At 48.2% G+C, this 19,734-nt stretch carries 20 protein-coding genes; 2 read left to right on the top strand and 18 right to left on the bottom strand.

Features of this window, described 5'->3' with window-relative positions; translation table 11 throughout:
• Positions 1-31: 31 nt before the first annotated feature.
• Positions 32-1,579, top strand: coding sequence for an alkyl hydroperoxide reductase subunit F (gene ahpF / locus XMG59_RS11005; protein ID WP_173494515.1), 1,548 nt, complete (start codon positions 32-34; stop codon positions 1,577-1,579).
• 209 nt (positions 1,580-1,788) lie between these two features.
• Here ahpF and adk read toward each other — a convergent pair whose 3' ends face one another.
• From adk to rpoE, 16 genes are all read right to left on the bottom strand, one after another.
• The gene (gene adk / locus XMG59_RS11010; protein ID WP_173482113.1) at positions 1,789-2,442 is read right to left on the bottom strand and encodes an adenylate kinase; all 654 of its coding nucleotides are present in this window, start codon (positions 2,440-2,442) and stop codon (positions 1,789-1,791) included.
• 260 nt (positions 2,443-2,702) lie between these two features.
• Positions 2,703-3,524, bottom strand: a complete 822-nt coding sequence (mazG, locus tag XMG59_RS11015) for a nucleoside triphosphate pyrophosphohydrolase (RefSeq protein WP_173482114.1) — start codon at positions 3,522-3,524, stop codon at positions 2,703-2,705.
• A complete protein-coding gene (gene relA / locus XMG59_RS11020) occupies positions 3,524-5,788 on the bottom strand; it encodes a GTP diphosphokinase (protein WP_173482115.1) in 2,265 nt (754 codons plus the stop codon). The genes mazG and relA overlap by 1 nt, the downstream gene beginning before the upstream one ends.
• Positions 5,789-5,878: 90 nt before the next feature.
• Positions 5,879-6,784, bottom strand: coding sequence for a cysteine synthase CysM (gene cysM / locus XMG59_RS11025; RefSeq protein ID WP_173482116.1), 906 nt, complete (start codon positions 6,782-6,784; stop codon positions 5,879-5,881).
• A gap of 71 nt (positions 6,785-6,855) precedes the next feature.
• A complete protein-coding gene (gene acpS, locus XMG59_RS11030; protein ID WP_173482117.1) occupies positions 6,856-7,230 on the bottom strand; it encodes a holo-ACP synthase in 375 nt (124 codons plus the stop codon).
• Positions 7,231-7,974 (bottom strand): pyridoxine 5'-phosphate synthase, encoded by a 744-nt coding sequence (pdxJ, locus tag XMG59_RS11035; protein ID WP_371731474.1) that lies wholly within the window; start codon positions 7,972-7,974, stop codon positions 7,231-7,233. It lies immediately after the preceding gene.
• Positions 7,974-8,678 (bottom strand): DNA repair protein RecO, encoded by a 705-nt coding sequence (gene recO / locus XMG59_RS11040; RefSeq protein ID WP_173482119.1) that lies wholly within the window; start codon positions 8,676-8,678, stop codon positions 7,974-7,976. Before recO ends, pdxJ begins: the two co-directional genes overlap by 1 nt.
• Positions 8,679-9,581: a GTPase Era gene (gene era, locus XMG59_RS11045; RefSeq protein WP_173482120.1), complete on the bottom strand. Its 903-nt coding sequence runs from the start codon at positions 9,579-9,581 to the stop codon at positions 8,679-8,681.
• A gap of 2 nt (positions 9,582-9,583) precedes the next feature.
• The gene (gene rnc, locus XMG59_RS11050) at positions 9,584-10,261 is read right to left on the bottom strand and encodes a ribonuclease III (protein ID WP_173482121.1); all 678 of its coding nucleotides are present in this window, start codon (positions 10,259-10,261) and stop codon (positions 9,584-9,586) included.
• The gene (locus XMG59_RS11055) at positions 10,258-10,632 is read right to left on the bottom strand and encodes a DUF4845 domain-containing protein (RefSeq protein WP_173482122.1); all 375 of its coding nucleotides are present in this window, start codon (positions 10,630-10,632) and stop codon (positions 10,258-10,260) included. Before XMG59_RS11055 ends, rnc begins: the two co-directional genes overlap by 4 nt.
• A gap of 18 nt (positions 10,633-10,650) precedes the next feature.
• The gene (lepB, locus tag XMG59_RS11060; protein ID WP_173482123.1) at positions 10,651-11,442 is read right to left on the bottom strand and encodes a signal peptidase I; all 792 of its coding nucleotides are present in this window, start codon (positions 11,440-11,442) and stop codon (positions 10,651-10,653) included.
• Between the two features lie 7 nt (positions 11,443-11,449).
• Positions 11,450-13,249, bottom strand: coding sequence for a translation elongation factor 4 (lepA, locus tag XMG59_RS11065; protein ID WP_173482124.1), 1,800 nt, complete (start codon positions 13,247-13,249; stop codon positions 11,450-11,452).
• 133 nt (positions 13,250-13,382) lie between these two features.
• A complete protein-coding gene (locus tag XMG59_RS11070) occupies positions 13,383-14,780 on the bottom strand; it encodes a DegQ family serine endoprotease (protein WP_173482125.1) in 1,398 nt (465 codons plus the stop codon).
• Positions 14,781-14,802: 22 nt separating this feature from the next.
• Positions 14,803-15,231: a SoxR reducing system RseC family protein gene (locus tag XMG59_RS11075; protein ID WP_173482126.1), complete on the bottom strand. Its 429-nt coding sequence runs from the start codon at positions 15,229-15,231 to the stop codon at positions 14,803-14,805.
• A gap of 3 nt (positions 15,232-15,234) precedes the next feature.
• Positions 15,235-16,029 (bottom strand): MucB/RseB C-terminal domain-containing protein, encoded by a 795-nt coding sequence (locus XMG59_RS11080; RefSeq protein WP_173482127.1) that lies wholly within the window; start codon positions 16,027-16,029, stop codon positions 15,235-15,237.
• A gap of 18 nt (positions 16,030-16,047) precedes the next feature.
• Positions 16,048-16,626 (bottom strand): RNA polymerase sigma factor RpoE, encoded by a 579-nt coding sequence (gene rpoE / locus XMG59_RS11085; RefSeq protein WP_371731473.1) that lies wholly within the window; start codon positions 16,624-16,626, stop codon positions 16,048-16,050.
• Between the two features lie 215 nt (positions 16,627-16,841).
• Here rpoE and nadB point away from each other — a divergent pair, with 215 nt between their 5' ends.
• The gene (gene nadB, locus XMG59_RS11090) at positions 16,842-18,449 is read left to right on the top strand and encodes an L-aspartate oxidase (RefSeq protein WP_173498713.1); all 1,608 of its coding nucleotides are present in this window, start codon (positions 16,842-16,844) and stop codon (positions 18,447-18,449) included.
• On the opposite strand, the gene XMG59_RS11095 is transcribed toward nadB, so the two are convergent.
• Together XMG59_RS11095 and XMG59_RS11100 are read right to left on the bottom strand one after the other, a co-directional pair.
• Positions 18,439-18,858 (bottom strand): hypothetical protein, encoded by a 420-nt coding sequence (locus tag XMG59_RS11095; RefSeq protein WP_173498714.1) that lies wholly within the window; start codon positions 18,856-18,858, stop codon positions 18,439-18,441. The genes nadB and XMG59_RS11095 overlap by 11 nt on opposite strands.
• Complete coding sequence (locus XMG59_RS11100; RefSeq protein WP_173482130.1) at positions 18,836-19,096, bottom strand: succinate dehydrogenase assembly factor 2; 261 nt, start codon at positions 19,094-19,096, stop codon at positions 18,836-18,838. The genes XMG59_RS11095 and XMG59_RS11100 overlap by 23 nt, the downstream gene beginning before the upstream one ends.
• Positions 19,097-19,734 lie beyond the last annotated feature (638 nt).

A 19,734-nucleotide genomic window follows, 5' to 3' on the forward strand; every position in this document is an offset into this window, starting at 1 on the left:
AGCTTAGTTATTTTTTATTCATGAGGTCATCATGCTAGAGCCAAATATTGTCCAACAGTTGGACCAGTACCTTAGCTACATCAAACAACCGATTGAGCTTAAGTTAGCTGCTGACGACTCAGCAAAAGGTAACGAACTTAGAGAGCTCGCGACAACGCTCGCTGAGCGTAGCGACAAAATTACGCTAACTGATTGGGATCATCACCGAGTGCCAAGCATGGCCATTCTTGGTGAAGCCGATGCTGAACCACGTGTTGTGTTCTCCGGTATTCCAATGGGTCACGAATTTACAACTCTGATTCTTGCTCTTCTTCAAGCCGGTGGACACCCAAGCAAAGAGCCTGAAGAGGTTCAGAGTCAGATTAAGAGCCTTGAGGGTGAGTTCCATTTTGAAACTTACATCTCGCTCTCTTGTCAAAACTGTCCGGATTTGGTGCAAGCTCTAAACCTGATGGCACGCCTAAATCCAAACATCACCAGCACGATGATCGATGGCGCACTCTACCAATCTGAAGTAGAAGAGCGTGAGGTGATGGCCGTACCCGCTGTATTCCTGAACGGTGAACTATTTACCCAAGGGCGTACTGAGCTCAAAGAGATTCTAGCGAAGCTTGATACTGCCGGTGCTGAGCGCGAAGCAGAAGCGCTATCGGAACGCGACCCATACGATGTACTCGTTGTAGGTGGCGGTCCTGCAGGTGCAGCCGCTGCTATCTATGCAGCTCGCAAAGGGATTCGCACCGGTTTAGTCGCCGAGCGATTTGGTGGTCAGGTTCAAGACACCATGGGCATTGAGAACCTAATCTCAGTTCCCTACACAGAGGGACCAAAACTGGTCTCTAACATGGAACAGCACGTTAAAGAGTACAACGTAGATATCATCACGGCGCAACGCGCAGCGGGCCTCTCTGAAGCCGATGGCCTACATCAACTGAACTTAGAGAGCGGTGCAAACCTACAGTCGAAAACCATTATTATGGCGACGGGCGCCCGCTGGCGTGAGATGGGTGTCCCAGGTGAAGCGGAATACAAAGGCAAAGGCGTTGCCTACTGTCCACACTGTGATGGCCCACTGTTTAAAGGTAAGCGCGTAGCTGTTATTGGTGGCGGCAACTCAGGCATCGAAGCAGCTATCGATCTTGCCGGTGTGGTCAGTGAAGTAACCGTTTTAGAATTTGGTGACACACTTCGTGCAGACCAAGTGTTGCAAGACAAAGCAAACTCGCTCTCTAATGTCACCATTATCAAGAACGCGCAAACCACAGAGATCACTGGAGCGAATGGTAAGGTTAACGGCTTGATCTATACCGACCGCACCTCTGGCGAATCTCACAGCGTTGAGCTAGAAGGTGTATTTGTTCAGATCGGCTTAGTGCCAAATACTGAGTGGTTAAAAGAGAGTGCCGTTGAGCTAACCAAATTTGGTGAGATCCAGATCGATGATCGCGGTGCTACCAATGTACCAGGCGTATTCGCAGCGGGTGATGCAACCACCGTGCCTTACAAACAGATCATCATCTCGATGGGTGCCGGTGCTACAGCCTCTCTATCCGCCTTTGATCACCTGATTCGAAACTAAGTCGAAGAGGCTAGCAAATAAAAAAAGGAGAGTTTAATGCTCTCCTTTTTTGTCTCTTAACGGCACAAACTCCCCACTGAACTTAATAAGTATCGCAGAATCAATCAACCCGTTGCACTAGCGAGTTGAATCCGTGTCAGTATTTAAACCCTTAAGAGCATAAAAAACCGCACTAAGTAAGTGCGGTTTAATTTACCTTAGCTTTGATATCAAGCCAGGCCCTCGAATACCCGATCACGGATCTGGTCAACGCTACCCACACCCTCTACGTATACGTATTTTGGTGCAGTTGCAGCATCTTCATCTGCCCAGCCGCGGTAGTAACCGATCAGAGGTTTAGTCTGATCATGGTAAACGTTTAGGCGAGCGCGAACTGTCTCTTCTTGGTCATCTTCACGCTGTACAAGGTCTTCACCTGTTACGTCATCTTTACCCTCTGTTTTAGGTGGGTTAAATACGACGTGATAAGTACGACCTGAACCAGGGTGTACACGACGACCCGACATACGCTTGATGATCTCTTCATCTGCGACGTCAATTTCAACGACTGCATCTAGAGCAACGCCAGCTTCTTTCAGAGCATCTGCTTGAGGAATAGTGCGCGGGAAGCCGTCGAATAGGAAACCGTTAGCACAATCTGATTCTGCAATGCGCTCTTTAACTAGGCCGATGATGATGTCGTCTGATACCAGACCACCTGCGTCCATAACCTTCTTGGCTTCAACACCTAGAGGCGTACCCGCTTTTACGGCTGCACGTAGCATGTCCCCAGTAGAGATCTGTGGGATACCGTATTTCTCAGTGATGTACTGAGCCTGAGTACCCTTACCGGCACCTGGTGCACCGAGAAGTATCATTCGCATTAATTTTCTCCTTAAAAAAATACGCTGCGCCTGGGCGCAGCATTAAAATTCTTACCGCTGACATTAATTTAGGTGTGGCTATTACACAATTCGACCATAGCCGTGCGGTGTCACCTTTAGCACTTTATAAAGCTGTTTAAAGTGCGCTCAAGGGAATCACTTATCCCGAGCAAGCCACGCATATTAGCATGGCTGTATAGAGCTTGAGAACTGAATCACTATTAGGCTTTAAGCGAATAGTGCCAAAGACTCTATCAAACCTATTTTTTAGATTTCTCGATCTTTTTGGCTTCATCCCACCAAGCGTCTAGCTCTTCAAGCGTAAACTCTCTCCAATCCTTACCACTGGCTAGCACCCTATCCTCGACATGGTTGAAGCGACGTTCAAATTTAAGGTTGGTATTACGAACAGCCTGCTCGGGATCGACTGATAATTTTCGTGCAAGGTTGGCGTTAACAAATAGTAGGTCGCCTAACTCTTCGCGAACCGCATCCAAATCACCTTGCTGCATCGCTTCGCGGAGCTCTTGGATCTCCTCTTCAATCTTATCCAGCACGCCGGTAGCATCATCCCAATCAAACCCTACCTTAGAGGCACGCTTGGTTAGCTTTACGGCACGACTCATAGCCGGCAGTGTCGTTGGTACCTCATCTAAAACACGGGCGCGATCTTTGCTTTCGCGCTCCTGCTCTTTGATCCGCTCCCACTGTGCATTCACAGTTTGCTGATCTATTTCGATCGACTCTGCACTGTCACGTAACTGACCTGTTGGAAAGACGTGAGGGTGGCGACGCAGCAGCTTACTGCAGAGTTGATCAACCACTTCATGAAGATCAAATAGGGATTGTTCTTTACCCAGTTGCGAATAGAAGATGACCTGAAACAGTAGATCGCCCAACTCATCTTTTAGATGAGGCCAATCCTGTCGTTCGATGGTATCAGCGACTTCATAAGCCTCTTCGAGGGTATGAGGCACGATTGAAGCAAAGGTCTGCTCCAGATCCCATGGACAACCGGCTTTTGGGTCACGCAAACGCTCCATCAGGTAGATGAGGTCATCCAGGGTATAGCGATCACTCATTAATGAACCCCTGAGCGTTCACGGCGAACGTCACTGACATTCGGAATTTGATTGATCTTATCCATCACCTTGCCAAGCTTATCGAGTCGACCGATCTCTAGGGTCAGCGCCAAATTCGCTTCGTTGCTACTCTTATCCGTCAGTGTGTTAGCCGACAATATATTGATTCGCTCGTTCGCTAAGATGGTCATAACATCGCGCAACAGTCCTGATCGGTCAAAGGCCTCTATGACAATATCGACTGGGTAGGTGGCTTCAGCCTCCTCTTCCCAAGCCACTTGAACAATTTTACTGGGCTCCACCTCGCGCAGGTGTTGTAGCTCTTTACAATCTTCACGGTGGATCGAGACGCCGCGGCCCTGTGTCACGAATCCAGCAATGGCATCGCCGTGAATCGGCTTACAACAACTAGCAAATTGAGTCATCAAGCTGCCGACGCCAACAACATGGACACCAGAGTCACTCGACCTACTCTGTTTTGGTGACGAAGCAGGAACATCCAGATCCAATTGTGATTCACGTTCGGCCTGCTCTTCACGCGCTTGTGCAGCTGAGATCACTTGCGAGATTCTTAGATCGCCAGCACCGAGTGCCGCAAACATGTTCTCATTGGAAAGGAACTTAAGACGTTGTGCGATATCCGATAGGTCTACCTCAGTGGCGTCTAATGCCAATCGCTTAAACTCACGCTGAATCATCTCTTTACCCGCATCCACATTTTGATCACGAGCCTGAGTCTTAAACCAATGAGCAATCTTAGCTCTACCCTTAGAGGTTTTTACATAACCTAGGTTGGTGTTGAGCCAATCACGACTTGGGCGCTCTTCTGGGCCTGTCATGATCTCAACTTGATCACCAGTCTGCAGCGCGCGGTTGAGCGGAACAATACGACCCGAGACACGTGCACCTCGACAGCGGTGACCGATTTCCGTGTGCACACGGTAAGCAAAATCAACTGGGGTAGCGCCAGCAGGAAGATCAATGACGTGCCCTTCTGGCGTGAATACATAGACACGATCCTGGGTCACATCGGAGTGGAGAATATCACCCAATGATTCAGTATCGCCCAGTTCGTCATGCCACTCGAGAACCTGGCGTAACCAAGAGATCTTCTCTTCATAGCCATCGGCGCGACTCGCTGTATCTGTCCCTTTGTAGAGGTGGTGAGCACAGACACCTAGCTCAGCCTCTTCATGCATGTCAAAGGTGCGAATCTGAATCTCTACTGCCTGTGATTCAGGACCGAATACCGCGGTATGCAGTGAACGATAACCGTTGGGTTTTGGTGATGCGATGTAGTCATCAAATTCGTGCGGGATATTTCGCCATGCGCCATGAACTATGCCCAGCACGGTGTAACAATCACGAATTTCTGGCACCAATATACGCAGGGCACGGACATCGTAAACCTGATTGAATTCGATATTCTTACGCTGCATCTTTCGCCAGATACTGTAGATGTGTTTAGCGCGGCCAGAAACCTGACCATCAATACCTACCTCTACAAGTTTCTCTTCGAGCAGCTTAATGACACTGTCGATGTACTCTTGACGCGCAAGACGCTTTTCAGCAAGTAGCTTTGCTATGTGTTTGTAATCATTAGGTTTTAGATATCGAAATGAGAGATCTTCTAATTCCCATTTGATGTGGCCGATACCCAACCGATGCGCTAATGGGGCGTAAATATCGAACACTTCACGTGCAACGATGTAACGTTTACGTCGATCCGCATCTTTTACTGCACGAATCGCGCAGGTCCGCTCAGCCAGTTTGATGAGTGCAACGCGAACATCGTCCACCATGGCGACCAGCATCTTACGAACGTTGTCGACCTGACTGCCGCCAGTGCCTAACACGCCCTCTTCATCACGTGGATTTTTGCGACTGCCAATTGCAGCCATCTGCAAGACACCGCGCAGAAGACGAGCGATTTCAGCACCGAATTTAGCTTTAACCCGGTCGATTGATAGTCGCTCTTCTCGCACTGCACGGTAAAGCACACCGGCTACCAGAGCCTCTTCTGTCTGCTGCAGGTCAACGAGGATCTGGACCATCTCCAGACCAGTAAGATAGGCGTTTTGCCCCAGTGACCAGACATCATGAGTTGAGCTCTCTTCATTCAAGGAGGCTTCAACTAATTCGCATGCCTGACGGAAACGCGCTTCATCTTCGAATGTATAACGGTTAGATAGAATCTCTAACCAACGATCCAGATCAACGGATCCATCTTCACGGACCGGTTGATCGTCACGAACCTTAACCAATTTAGGCTACTCCTGTATTGCGAGTAGCGAGCTGATACCCTAGCTCAAACTCATAAAAACGGCGTCAATATTAGAACGACGGGGCTTAACCTAGGATGACTTAGAGAAGACACCTGTCGAAAGATAACGATCGCCTCTATCACAAATAATGGCGACGATTACTGCATTTTCAACCTCTTGAGCCAATCTTAGCGCGCCAGCAACGGAACCACCTGACGAAACACCACAGAAAATACCCTCTTCGGTCGCTAAACGACGCATCATGACTTCAGCATCCGCCTGATCAACATCCAATACACGATCGACACGACTCTCTTCGAATATCGTTGGTAGATACTCTTTTGGCCAACGACGTATGCCAGGGATTTGAGACCCTTCAGAGGGTTGAAGACCAACAATTTGAACGCTTGGATTCTGCTCTTTAAGGTAGCGCGAGGTCCCCATGATGGTACCTGTAGTTCCCATAGAGCTGACAAAGTGTGTGATAGTTCCTGAGGTTTGTTGCCAGATTTCAGGCCCTGTTGTGCGGTAGTGCGCTTCAGGATTATCTAAGTTACCAAACTGATTTAGAACCTTGCCTTCACCACGCGCTTGCATTGCCTCGGCCAAGTCTCGAGCACCTTCCATGCCCTCCTCTTTTGTCACCTCAATCAACTCTGCACCATAAGCACTCATAGCCGATTTACGCTCTTCGCTCATGTTATTCGGCATGATCAGTTTAAGCGTATACCCCTTGATTGCAGCGGCCATCGCCAACGCGATACCGGTATTGCCAGAAGTCGCCTCGATCAATGTATCACCTGGTGCGATCTCGCCTCGCTCTTCGGCTAGAGTGATCATACTCAAGGCAGGACGATCCTTAACGGAGCCCGCAGGGTTATTACCCTCTAATTTACAGAGAATGGTGTTGTTATTTGGCGCTTCGATACGTTGCAGTCTGACTAGCGGTGTATTGCCAACCAGCTCAGCGATAGTAGGGTATTGAGTTGAGCTCATCTCTAATCCGTTATAAGAATTGATTTTATTATTCGATTATATCAGGGGAATTCCACCATCGAAATGGTGAATTAAGCCTGAGCGATTACTTGAGCAACCACATAGTGCTGCTCATCACTGTAGCTTAAAAACCACCGGGTAATGCCAAGCACCTCGGCGTGTTCTAGAGCTTTGTCAGTCACCAACAGATCAGGGCGACCTGCACTGTTCTTAACCACCTCGAGGTGCTGCCAGCTAACGCCTTTAGCGATACCTGTACCCAAGGCTTTAACGGCCGCTTCCTTCGCTGCAAAGCGTTTAGCTAAAAAACGCGCGGGTTGGCTAGATTGGTTGAACGCTTCCAACTCAGTGGGGGTCAATATTCTCTCAGCAAAACCGGGAGTTCGCTCAAGTGCGCGCTCCACTCTAGAGATTTCAAGAATATCGACACCGGTTCCAACAAGCATTTAACTGGCCATCGCTCTGGCATTAAGCATCAGATCACGCATTTCACGAACCGCTTGATCCAAGCCGACAAAGAGTGAACGGGCGATGATCGCATGACCAATGTTTAGCTCATTGAACTCTGGAATTTCTGCAATCGGCTCTACGTTATGGTAGTGCAGACCATGACCAGCGTTGACCACCAGACCTATTGAGTGAGCATAGGTTGCTGCCTCTTTAAGTCGTTCAAGCTCGTCTAACTGCTCTTGGCCTTCTGCCTCAGCGTAAGCACCAGTATGCAGTTCAATCACTGGAGCTCCCACACGTTTAGCCGCATCAATTTGTGCCTGATCAGGATCGATAAAGAGTGAGACTTCGACTCCGGCTCTCGCCAAGCGCTGACACGCCGACTGAATGTGAATTTCATGACCAAGTACATCCAGACCGCCTTCAGTCGTTAACTCTTCGCGTTTCTCTGGCACTAAACAGGCGTGTGCAGGTTTGATCTCTTCAGCAAAACTGACCATTTCATCAGTAACCGCCATCTCAAAATTCATACGAGTCTGAAGCGTTTGCGCCAATAGACGAATGTCACGATCTTGAATGTGGCGACGGTCCTCACGAAGGTGCACCGTAATACCATCGGCGCCAGCGTGCTCAGCAATAGACGCTGCATAGACAGGGTCTGGGTATTGAGTACCACGAGCTTGACGAAGAGTCGCAATGTGATCGATGTTCACACCTAATAAAATACGATTTGGCTGGATCACTCACTCTCTCCTTTTCTCTCTTTAGATCTCGGTTGAAACAACTCTCTTGATCGCAACGGCTTGTCACCTAACTGCTCTTTTAAGAGCTCTCTCATTAAATACTTTGCCGCTTTCTTAACGCTGGGATCAGTATACTCACCTTGTTCAATGGAACGAAGCTGATCACCTGTGAAATGCGCCGAGGCAACCTCATCTACCGCACTTATCCCCTGCACAACATCATAACGGTAGTACGGCTGATGACAGCCTGACAGATCGCTCCAACTCCCTAACTCCTTCAGTAGCGCCTGCTCAAATAGCCGTAAACTCACCTCGTGATCTTGAGATTGAAGCAGATCATTAAGCAGCACTTTGTAATTGAGGAATAACTTAGGTGTCGCCTCTAAGGGTTGAAGCAAACGCTCCAGTAGTTCATTGGCGTACAAGCCACACATTAACGCTTTGCCAGTCAAAGTGGGGAGTAGTTCTGCCAATTCGGCTTGATGAAGCGTTTTAAGCTCTGACTGGCCTGAAAATCGAACGGCCAATACTGTAAAGGGTTGAAGCGTATGGCGTAACTTTGAGCCTGGCCTGCGCACACCTCGAGCAACTACTGATACTTTGCCATACTCGAGTGTAAATAGATCGACAAGTGCACTGGTTTCACGATAGGGACGCGAGTGAAGAACAAACGCTGCGACCTGTTCAGTGCGACTGTTCATTTAGTCGTGATGATATCCAAGGCTTGCTAGGGCACGTTCGTTGTCTGCCCAGCCGCGTTTCACTTTAACCCAAAGGTTCAGCATGACCTTGGCATCAAACATGCGTTCCATATCGATGCGAGCGTCACGACCGATCACTTTAATTCGCTCACCCTTATCACCGATAACAATACGTTTTTGCCCCTCTCGCTCAACAAGAATCAGTGCACTGATGGTCAACAGACCACGTTCATCTTGAGTAAACTCTTCGATCTCAACCGTGGTTCCGTAAGGGACTTCATCCCCTAGATTACGCATCAGTTTTTCACGCACAAGCTCTGCCGCGACAAAACGGGAGCTACGGTCGGTGATCTGATCTTCAGGGTAGAAGTGCATCCCTTCCGGCATGTAGGATTCAACGGCACGCTCTAGTTGATCGACGTTATGCCCTTTGTGAGCAGAGATAGGCACGATCTGATCAAAATGGCGTTTGCTATTGAGCGTTTCGATCCAAGGGAGAAGCGACTCTTTATCCTTGAGTAGATCCACTTTATTAACCGCCAATATGACTGGGCAACGAAGCTTCTCCAACTTAGAGAGTACGATCTCATCCTCTTCGGTCCAAGCGGTACGATCGACAATAAAGACGACTAGATCGACATGACGCAGCGCCTCAGAGGCGGCTTTGTTCATGTAACGGTTCAGTGCTTTACCTGTAGCGTCGTTGTGTAGCCCGGGTGTATCAACGTAGATAACCTGCAGATCCTCTTCGGTTTTAATACCAAGAATCTGATGACGAGTCGTTTGAGGTTTTTTTGAGGTGATGCTCAGCTTTTGACCAAGGATATGGTTGAGCAGTGTGCTCTTACCCACATTCGGTCGGCCAACAATAGCAACATAGCCACAGCGTGTATTCGCTTCCATGATTACTCCTGCCCTAGTGCAATCAGTGCAGCACGAGCGGCTTCTTGTTCTGCCTGGCGGCGGCTGGATCCAACACCCTTGCAGCTTTGATCCAACAGTTGAACCTGACAAGAGATATAGAAGGTCTGATCATGCGCCTCACCAACGACTTTATCCAGTTGGTAATCAGGTAGCGGCTTACGTCGTGACTGCATAAACTCTTGAAGGCGCGTTTTAGAGTCTTTGACTGACTTTTTAAGATCGATCGCTGCTAAACGCTCTTTGAACAACCCTAAGATGAACTGTTTAGACGTCTCAAAATCACTGTCCAAGTGAATGGAACCAATGATCGCCTCTACCGCATCAGCCAAAATTGAGTCGCGACGGAAACCACCACTCTTTAACTCACCCGAACCAAGGCGAAGATAATCACCCAAACCTAGCTCACGACCGATCTCTGCAAGAGTTTCACCTTTCACCAACTTTGCTCTAAGACGGCTCATTTCACCCTCTTTAGCCTGTTCAAACTGCTCAAACAGCGCATTAGCTATGACAAAGTTTAGGATTGAATCGCCCAAAAATTCCAGGCGTTCATTGTTGCGCTTACCACAGCTTCGGTGCGTTAACGCCAATTCAAGCAGGGATTCATCTTGGTAGGTGTGGCCAAGCTTTCTAGCCAACTCTGAGACAGGTCGTATCAAGGTTTTATCGCTTTAAATTCATCTTTAAAAACAACGACAGCATCAATGTTGCCGTACAGTGGGACGCGCTCTTCATAGTCCAGCGTGAATATCAGTTCACCAGTATCCTGAGTGATCTGCAAAGCGTCACGTCCAGGCAGAGCTACTTGATTAATCGTAAATCGACGCTCGATATCACGACGAATCTCGGCGCGACTTTTTGAGAGTTCAGCCGGGTCAGCAATAATATCTTCAATAATGCTGACCACGGTTGTATGGGTTGAGTAAGGCGCTAGCAGTTTAAACCCAAGGCTAAAGCCAACTGAGCCAACAATAAGCAGTAACAGTATCGATAGTGTACTGATGCCCTTTTGTCGAATGTGCTTATCCATACTCAACCTCAGTATTATTTACTGAATGGATCGCATCGCCGTGAAATCTGGAATGCTCAATAGTTGAGCCCAATGCATCCAAACACTCACCGCTTTACCGACGATCAATTCATCAGGAACAAAACCCCAATAACGGCTGTCATTACTGTTATCGCGGTTATCGCCCATCATAAAGTAGTGACCCTCTGGCACACGCCAGCCACCATTCATTACACGTGCATTTACATCGCGATAGATCTCGTGCGCAACATCGCCTAGCTGCTCTTCAACTTGAAGACGCTTGGGGTTGATCGCTGGTATTTGAGCAATCAACGTTTGATTCTGCGGCTCACCGTTCACAAAGAGCATCTTATCTTTGTAAACAATCTCGTCACCCGGAAGACCTATCACACGTTTAATATAGTACACGCTTGGGTTTTGAGGGTATTTAAATACCATAACGTCGCCACGTTGCGGCTCGTTATTATCAACAAACTTGATGTTTCCAACCGGTGTACGAAGACCGTAGTGGTATTTATTCACCAAAATGAAGTCACCAACTTTCAGCGTCGGCAGCATCGAACCTGAAGGGATTTGAAAGGGTTCGTATAGAAATGAACGAAGAATCAAAACAGCCGCTAATACCGGAAAGATAGAGCTAGAGAGTTCAGCCCAGTAGGGTTTATTAACCTTAGGTTCTTCGAAACCCTCTTCCACCATTTGCGACTCTTGGCGTTTTCTAGAGGGCGCAAAAAAGGCGATATCCAATAACCATAGCAGGCCTGTAACTAATGTAACTACGACCAGAATCAGTGCAAAATCTAAGTTCATATTAGCCTCAGCTGTCTACCTTCAGTACGGCTAGGAATGCATCTTGCGGGATCTCAACTCGACCCACCTGCTTCATGCGCTTCTTACCCTCTTTCTGCTTAGCGAGCAGTTTCTTCTTACGGCTCACGTCACCACCGTAACATTTTGCTAAAACGTTCTTGCGCAGAGCTTTAACCGTTGTACGAGCAATGATCTTACCACCCAGAGCCGCTTGAATAGCGACATCGAACATCTGACGTGGAATAAGGTCTTTCATCTTTTCACAGAGCAGACGGCCGCGGTACATTGAGTTATCGCGGTGAAGGATAACGGCCAAAGCATCCACTTTCTCACCGTTAATGAGAATATCCATTCGAACCAGCTTAGCGGCCTCGAAACGGGTAAAGTTGTACTCAAGGGAAGCGTATCCACGTGATACCGATTTCAAACGGTCAAAGAAGTCCAATACCACTTCGGCCATTGGCAGTTCATAACTTAACTGAACCTGCTTACCAACAAACTGCATGTTCTTCTGAATACCGCGCTTCTCCACACACAAGCCAATGACTTGGCCAAGGTAGTCCTGAGGCACAAGGATATTCGCTGTCACGATCGGCTCACGCATCTCACGAATGCCGCCTGGGTCTGGCAGTTTCGATGGGCTGTCAATGTAGATGATATCGCCGTTGTTCATCTCCACTTCGTAGACAACCGTTGGGGCTGTTGTAATCAGATCGAGATCGTATTCGCGCTCAAGACGCTCTTGGATGATCTCCATGTGAAGCATACCCAAGAAGCCACAACGGAAACCAAAGCCAAGTGCATCCGATGTTTCAGGCTCGAAGAAGAGAGAGGCATCATTAAGCGTTAGCTTGTCGAGCGCTTCACGGAAGTCTTCATAGTCATCAGAACTCGTTGGGAATAGACCGGCATAAACCTGTGGTTGAACTTTTTGGAAACCTGGCAGTGCATCAACATCAGGTGTCTTTTGATGCGTCAAGGTATCACCCACCGGTGCACCGTGAATATCTTTGATGCCGGCAACAACGAAGCCTACTTCACCTGCTTGTAAGATGTCAGTTTTCACCTGTTTTGGTGTAAAGATACCGACCATCTCAGCCTGGTAGTTCATGCCAGTCGATTTAACCATGATGCGATCTTTACGACGCAAGGTTCCTTGAGTCACACGAACCAGTGAGACGACCCCTAGGTAGTTATCAAACCAGGAGTCGATAATTAGGGCTTGAAGTGGTGCTTCGCGGTCACCTTGTGGTGGTGGGATTACATCGATCAGCGCCTCTAGAACATCTTCAACGCCCATACCCGTTTTAGCTGAACAAGGGACCGCAGCTGAAGCGTCGATACCGATCACCTCTTCAATCTCCTGACGAACCACTTCGGGTTCAGCCTGAGGTAGATCCATTTTGTTCAAGACAGGTAGAACCTCAAGGCCCTGCTCTATCGCGGTGTAACAGTTGGCTACCGACTGCGCTTCAACACCTTGCGCGGCATCGACAACAAGAAGTGCACCTTCACATGCATAGAGTGAGCGTGAAACTTCATAAGAGAAGTCGACGTGTCCCGGCGTATCGATGAAGTTCAACTGGTAAGTTTCACCGTTGCGCGCTTTGTAGTCCAAGGTGACACTTTGAGCTTTGATGGTGATGCCACGTTCGCGCTCGATATCCATTGAATCGAGGACCTGTTCAGCCATTTCACGATCAGACAGACCGCCACAAATTTGAATAATGCGATCGGCTAACGTCGACTTACCGTGGTCGATGTGTGCAATGATACTGAAGTTACGAATGTGATCTAGTTCACTCACTCTGTGTAAAACCTATACTCTTGGAACGACAAAGAAAATTTAGCGCACAATTCTACTCGAATTCATGCCCTATAGATAGAAAACAGGGGCCATTAAGGCCCCTGCAGAGGATCTTTTCAACGATCCACTAGGTTCACTCGAGACGCATTGCTAAAAAGACTGGATTACCGCCACGAATCACTCGAAGTGGCACCGCTTTGTCATCTGGCAAGTCGGCCACTATATCGGCCAGTTGCTCCACTGAGCTAATTGACTGACCGGCTAGCATAGTGATCACATCACCCTGACGTACGCCGGCATTGGCCGCAGGACCTTGTCCAACTGATTCAACATAGACCCCTGCATCAACACCGGTACGCTCTTTGATTTCAGACGTCATATCTTGAACCACCAAGCCCAGAGACTTTCTCTCTTTAGGCTCAGGTTGTGCTCGGTTAGCGGCTAACTCTTCATTTGAGGGAAGCTCACCAATCGTCACTTTCAAGTTGACTGATCTACCTGAACGGAACACCTCGACATCCGCTGTTTCGCCCGGTGCAATACGACCAACCTGAGCAGGTAGCTCGGCTGACAAACCGATCTCACGGCCATTAAATTTAACGATGACATCACCCGCTTCAAACCCTGCCTCTTCAGCAGGACTATCACTTAACACCTGTGCAACCAGCGCACCTGATGGTTTATCTAAGCCGAATGATTCAGCAAGGTCACGTGTAACCTCTTGAATAATCACACCCAACCAACCTCGAGAGACGCTACCCTTCTCTTTAAGCTGATTGGCAACCTCCATAGCCACATCGATGGGAATGGAGAAAGAGACCCCCATGAAGCCACCTGAGCGGGTATATATCTGCGAGTTGATACCGACCACTTCGCCATCTAGATTGAATAGCGGGCCTCCGGAGTTGCCTGGGTTGATCGCCACATCGGTTTGAATAAAAGGAACATAAGAGTCACCTGGAAGGGCTCTCTCCTTAGCGCTGACAATACCGGCAGTGACGGTTGAGTCAAAACCAAAAGGACTGCCAATAGCCAGTACCCACTCACCCACTTCAAGCTCAGAAGAGCTACCGATCTCCAGTGCCGGTAGATCTTTAGCATCGACCTTGAGTAGCGCCACATCTGAACGTTGATCAGAACCAATAATCTCTGCCTCAATTTCGCGTCGATCATTCAGTCTAACCAGAACTTTCTCAGCTTTATCGATCACATGGTGATTGGTCAAAATGTAGCCATCATCCGAAATAATAAAGCCCGAGCCCAGCGATTGTGGATGCATACGAGGCTGCTGCCCAGGTGGCTGCTGAAAACCCCTGAAGAAGTCGCGGAAGATCTCTGGCACTTCCTGGTCGTTGAAGTTGTGGGGCATAGCCGAACGAGAACTCTGTTTCTGTTCTTGAATCGTGCTTATATTGACGACCGATGGCGACAGCGATTTCACTAAATCCGTGAAATCGGGTAACTGCTTGGCCATCGCCAAGGATGAAATAGCGATACCCGCTACGAAGGTAATTGATCGAAGAAAGGTCATATTTACTCCTTAGGTAAAAACCTTAGCGAAGCAAACGTGGCTGATACTGCCCTGATGCTACGCCTCTTAAACCCATATTACGGCCAATGAACAAGCCGACTATGAATCCAAGGATAGCGCCAACTATCTGAAAAAATTCTGAAAAGTTTAAAAATCTCGCCAAAATTGGCAGAAGGATCATACCGACCAGCGGTATAAGGTAGACGGTAACAGAGGCACCTACCAAGGCACCCTCTTCCAATCCAACCCAAACCTCTTGGCCTGGCGATACAATAAGTCGACTGGGGTTATCGATTAGAACTTCAACGCGTTTGGTTGGGAACCAATCGCTGAGGCGTTTCTGGCCACAAGTCGATGAGCTTGCACAGGATGCACAAGCACTTTGGCGACTCACCTCTACCCAAACCTGATCGGCCTCAGAACGGAGAACCGTCGCACGCTCTTCGATCATGAATTAATTGCTAGCGACCACCACGCTTGCAGCCACTTTATCAGCATCCGTCAGTGACAAATCACCCACTACCGAGACAAAACGATCATCAACTAAACGACCGACAGCCACCAAACCTTGTGCGCTTAAGGCGCCTTCCGATGCAGAGACTGCTTCAGCCGGTTTAATCACCACACTTAGCACCTGATCACCCTTTTTGTAGAGCTTAGATTGACTGTTACCAGTCACTCGTTCTGATACTTCAGCAAAACCATCGGGTAGCCAGTTAACCTGCCAGTCAGTCCCAGTGCTGTTTAACAGTGCAATATGCTCATCGATCTGACCGCGAAGACCTTCAGATAGACGAATCACTTCGAGAGTTGGTTTACTCTCTTGCACCGCTTCAACGCCTGAAGCAAGGGATGTGCGCATAAGATCTGAAGAACCTTGATTACGCTCTAGGTAGCCACTGGATGCCAATGCGCTCGGCTCACCCAGCTGAGCGCTGTTCAAACCAATCATGACAGCTAGGGTAAGGGATGCAGCAATAGCCATACTACCTACCGCACTCCAACTAGAGGTTTTTGTCTCTTCAACCTGAGTTGATTGCTCTTCTGAAATAGAGGCCATGACTTGAGAGGAGATATCAACAGTAGAGTTGATGCTCTGTTCACGCATCAAGGTTCGAGCGAGGTGGTAACGACGCCATACTTGAGCGTCTTCACTGTTCTCGTCGTAATGTTTAAGAGCACGACGCAACTCAAATTCAGTTGCCTCCGAGTCCATCAATGCAGAAAGACTTTCTCTATTGCTCGACATATTTGATCCTCATTTGCTCTAGTTAGAGAGCATTGGTTTCAACTCATTATCAATCGCTTCACGAGCTCGATGGATCCTTGATCTGACGGTGCCAATTGGACACCCCATTACTTCGGAGATCTCATCGTAGCTCATCCCTTCAAGCTCTCTCAGTGTTAACGCCACTCGAAGCTCTTCAGGAAGTTGCTCGAGCGTTCGGGTCATCACCTCGAACATCTCATCTCGATGCAAACTATTTTCTGGTGTTTCAAGATCTCTAAGCTCTGTGTCGCTCTCTAGATCTTGAAAATCTAAATCTCTATCAGGCGGTCTTTTACTTCTTGCGACTAAATAGTTCTTCGCAGTGTTAATGGCTATACGATACAGCCAAGTGTAAAAGGCACTTTCACCTCTAAAGTTCTTAAGAGCCTTATAAGCCTTAATGAACGTCTCTTGTGCAACATCCAACGACTCTGATTGATCGTGAATGTAACGCCCTACCAGTGCAATAATCTTATGCTGATAACGCTTCACGAGCAGATCAAACGCACGCTGATCACCTGCCTGTACACGCTCAACAAGCATCTGATCGGTTATCTTGTGGTTGGTATCGTTCACTCTCTATCCTAGTCAATGCCAAAGGGCTTCGGAGGATGACAGTATGATTGTTACACCAACCTAATATCAAGCCGATCAATCTCTTACACAGACTAAGATTCAAAAAATGTCGAAAAGTTCCCCAATTATTGAAGTTTTTTTACAAACCCCTTACCAAGAGCTAAACACACTCGCATAATAGAGCTCTTTTTTACGGTCTCAATAAGTCAAAACAGATGGCACGATTTGAAGCAGATGTACTGATCATTGGCAGTGGCGCAGCCGGTTTAACAGCCGCACTAAATTTACCGTCTAACCTGAAGGCACACGTCTTGAGCAAGGGTAAATTAGAGCATGGTGCTACCTGGTGGGCACAGGGTGGAATTGCCGGTGTTTTTGATCCAAAAGATCAAACCGAAAACCACATCAACGACACCCTGGTTGCTGGTGCCAACCTTGGACACTTAGACTCTGTTCAACACACCGTAAAAGATGGCCCCAAAGGCATTCAATGGCTAATTGATCAGGGTGTACCTTTCACACGACAGGAAGAGCAGTATCATTTAACACGAGAAGGCGGCCACTCACATCGCCGTGTACTTCACTCGGCCGATGCAACAGGCAAAGCGATTCAACAAACTCTAATCAGCCAAGCAAGGTCGGCCAGCAACATTGAGCTGTTTGAAGATCGAATTGCGATCGACCTGATCACCCGTCGTAAATTAGGCTTAGGTGAAGATGCGTGTGTAGGTGCCTATGTCTACAACCAAGAGACAGAGAGCGTTGATCTGTTTCTTGCTCGAACCGTCATATTAGCAACTGGCGGTGCCTCTAAGGCTTACCTCTATAACACCAACCCGAACGGCGTCGCATCCGGCGATGGTATTGCAATGGCTTGGCGAGCAGGCTGCCGAGTTGCAAACCTAGAGTTTAATCAGTTTCACCCTACCTACCTTTATCACCCTAAGGCACAGAGCTTTTTGGTCACCGAAGCGATCCGTGGCGAAGGCGGTATTCTGAAACTACCTAACGGCACCCGTTTCATGCACCGTTTCGATGAGAGAGCCGAACTGGCACCACGCGATATCGTCGCCCGCGCCATCGACTTTGAGATGAAACGTGTTGGTTGTGAATATGTTCACTTGGATATTTCTCACAAACCCGCAGATTTCATTAAAGAGCACTTCCCAACCATTTATGAGCGCTGTTTAGAACTTGGGATCGACATTACTAAGGAACCGATACCCGTAGTACCAGCTGCACACTACACCTGTGGCGGTGTCATGACCGACATAAATGGCCAGACCGATATCAAAGGACTCTTTGCCATTGGTGAGACCGCATTTACAGGCCTTCATGGCGCAAACCGATTAGCATCAAACTCGCTACTTGAGTGTGTCGTGTATGGTAAATCCGCGGCTGAACAGGTGGCATCACTACTACAAAAGAGTGGAGAGGCCTTCCCAGAGGTCCCTAACTGGGATGATTCACAGGTAGTTAACTCAGACGAAGATGTCATCATCTCGCACAACTGGGATGAACTGCGCCGTTTTATGTGGGACTACGTGGGTATTGTACGTACTGATAAACGCCTACAGCGAGCACAGCACCGTATCGATCTATTGAACGATGAGATCAATGAGTACTACAGCAATTATAAAGTGAGTAAGTATCTGATCGAGCTTCGTAATCTAGTGACCGTCTCAGAATTGATTATCCGCTGTGCTATGAAACGCACTGAATCACGTGGCCTTCACTACACGCTCGACTACCCAGAACAGTCACCTGATCTTTATGACACCGTTCTGGTACCGGAAAACTACTTCTGGGGCGTTAACGCTTAGCACCAATAGGCGCGTATTGAGAAATAACCGATAAGCGCCGCCACTCACACTCTGGTATTTGGTCAAACCAGACACAAATCCAAACAGGTAATGCACGCTCTAATGGTTGCACTTTAATAAAGAGAACTAACCTTAAGTTTAAAATTTGAACAGGTGGAGCTGTCTCTAACATCTTCTCATCTATAAACAGGCAAAACCTATATTTATCGGCATTCCAAACAAAGCCGGTGAAGCGCTCAAATGGAGCCAAAGCACGATAGACCCATAGTGAGAAGGTAAGTAACAGAAGATACACCGCAGTCGATGCATCGGTGAGTAAAGGGGTTAAACCGACTAAAACAAAAAAGCCAAACGTAAACAGACGTTTGGCTTTAGATTCGATAAGATCAAACCTTACTGGCGCGAACACAATCCAACACCACAGTGACCGCTCTCTCCATATCTGGGTCAGCAGGCTTTTCACGCTGCATGAACCAGAGAAAGAGCTCTTGATCTTCACAATCAAGAAGCTTCACAAAGCGATCCTGATCCTCAACCGATTGATCACGAAAGTGATTCTCCATAAATGGGACAAACAGCAGATCCAACTCCCACATACCACGACGAGACTGCCAAGTAAGACGACGGATGTCTTCTTCAGAATACACGCTATACCACTCCAAAACGCGTTGATTAGATGAGAGTAAATATAGCATTAAATAGGCATGGTATGGGGAGAAAGTTGAGACGTTGGAGCGGTCTTGCAAAGGCTGCGAAGGTTGGGAGCGTGATTGGAGAGCAGGTGACAGGCTAAAGCCTGTCACTGGTGTGCTTAACTCGCTACGGAACTACGGTGACAGGTCTTCAGCCTGTCACTGGTGTGCTTAACTCACTACGAAGCTACGGTGACTGGCCTTCAGCCTGTCATCCGCTATAGACGTCGGCAGAGATTCTGTTAAGCCGTTGGTGCGGTCTTGTAAAGGCCGCGATGGGATTGGCAGAGGGCCTCTTACGAAGCTCTCAATGACCTACAATAGGTTACGAACGGTGTTCGAGTGAATGACCTACAATAGGTGCCGAGCGTTGCTCGTCATCGCTTCGCGACGCCGTTGGCGCCTCCCCTGCGCACCTTCGGTGCATCTGTGGTCACATGGGCATTCGCTCAGAAGTCTCCTTGCGACCAAAAAACAAAAAACCCCAGGACCTTTCGGTACTGGGGTTCTTTGTTTATTAGGTGCCTGGCAATGACCTACTCTCACATGGGGAAACCCCACACTACCATCGGCGATGACGCGTTTCACGACTG

Source organism: Marinobacterium sp. xm-g-59 (assembly GCF_013283315.1).
In the GTDB taxonomy this organism is placed as follows: domain Bacteria; phylum Pseudomonadota; class Gammaproteobacteria; order Pseudomonadales; family Balneatricaceae; genus Marinobacterium_E.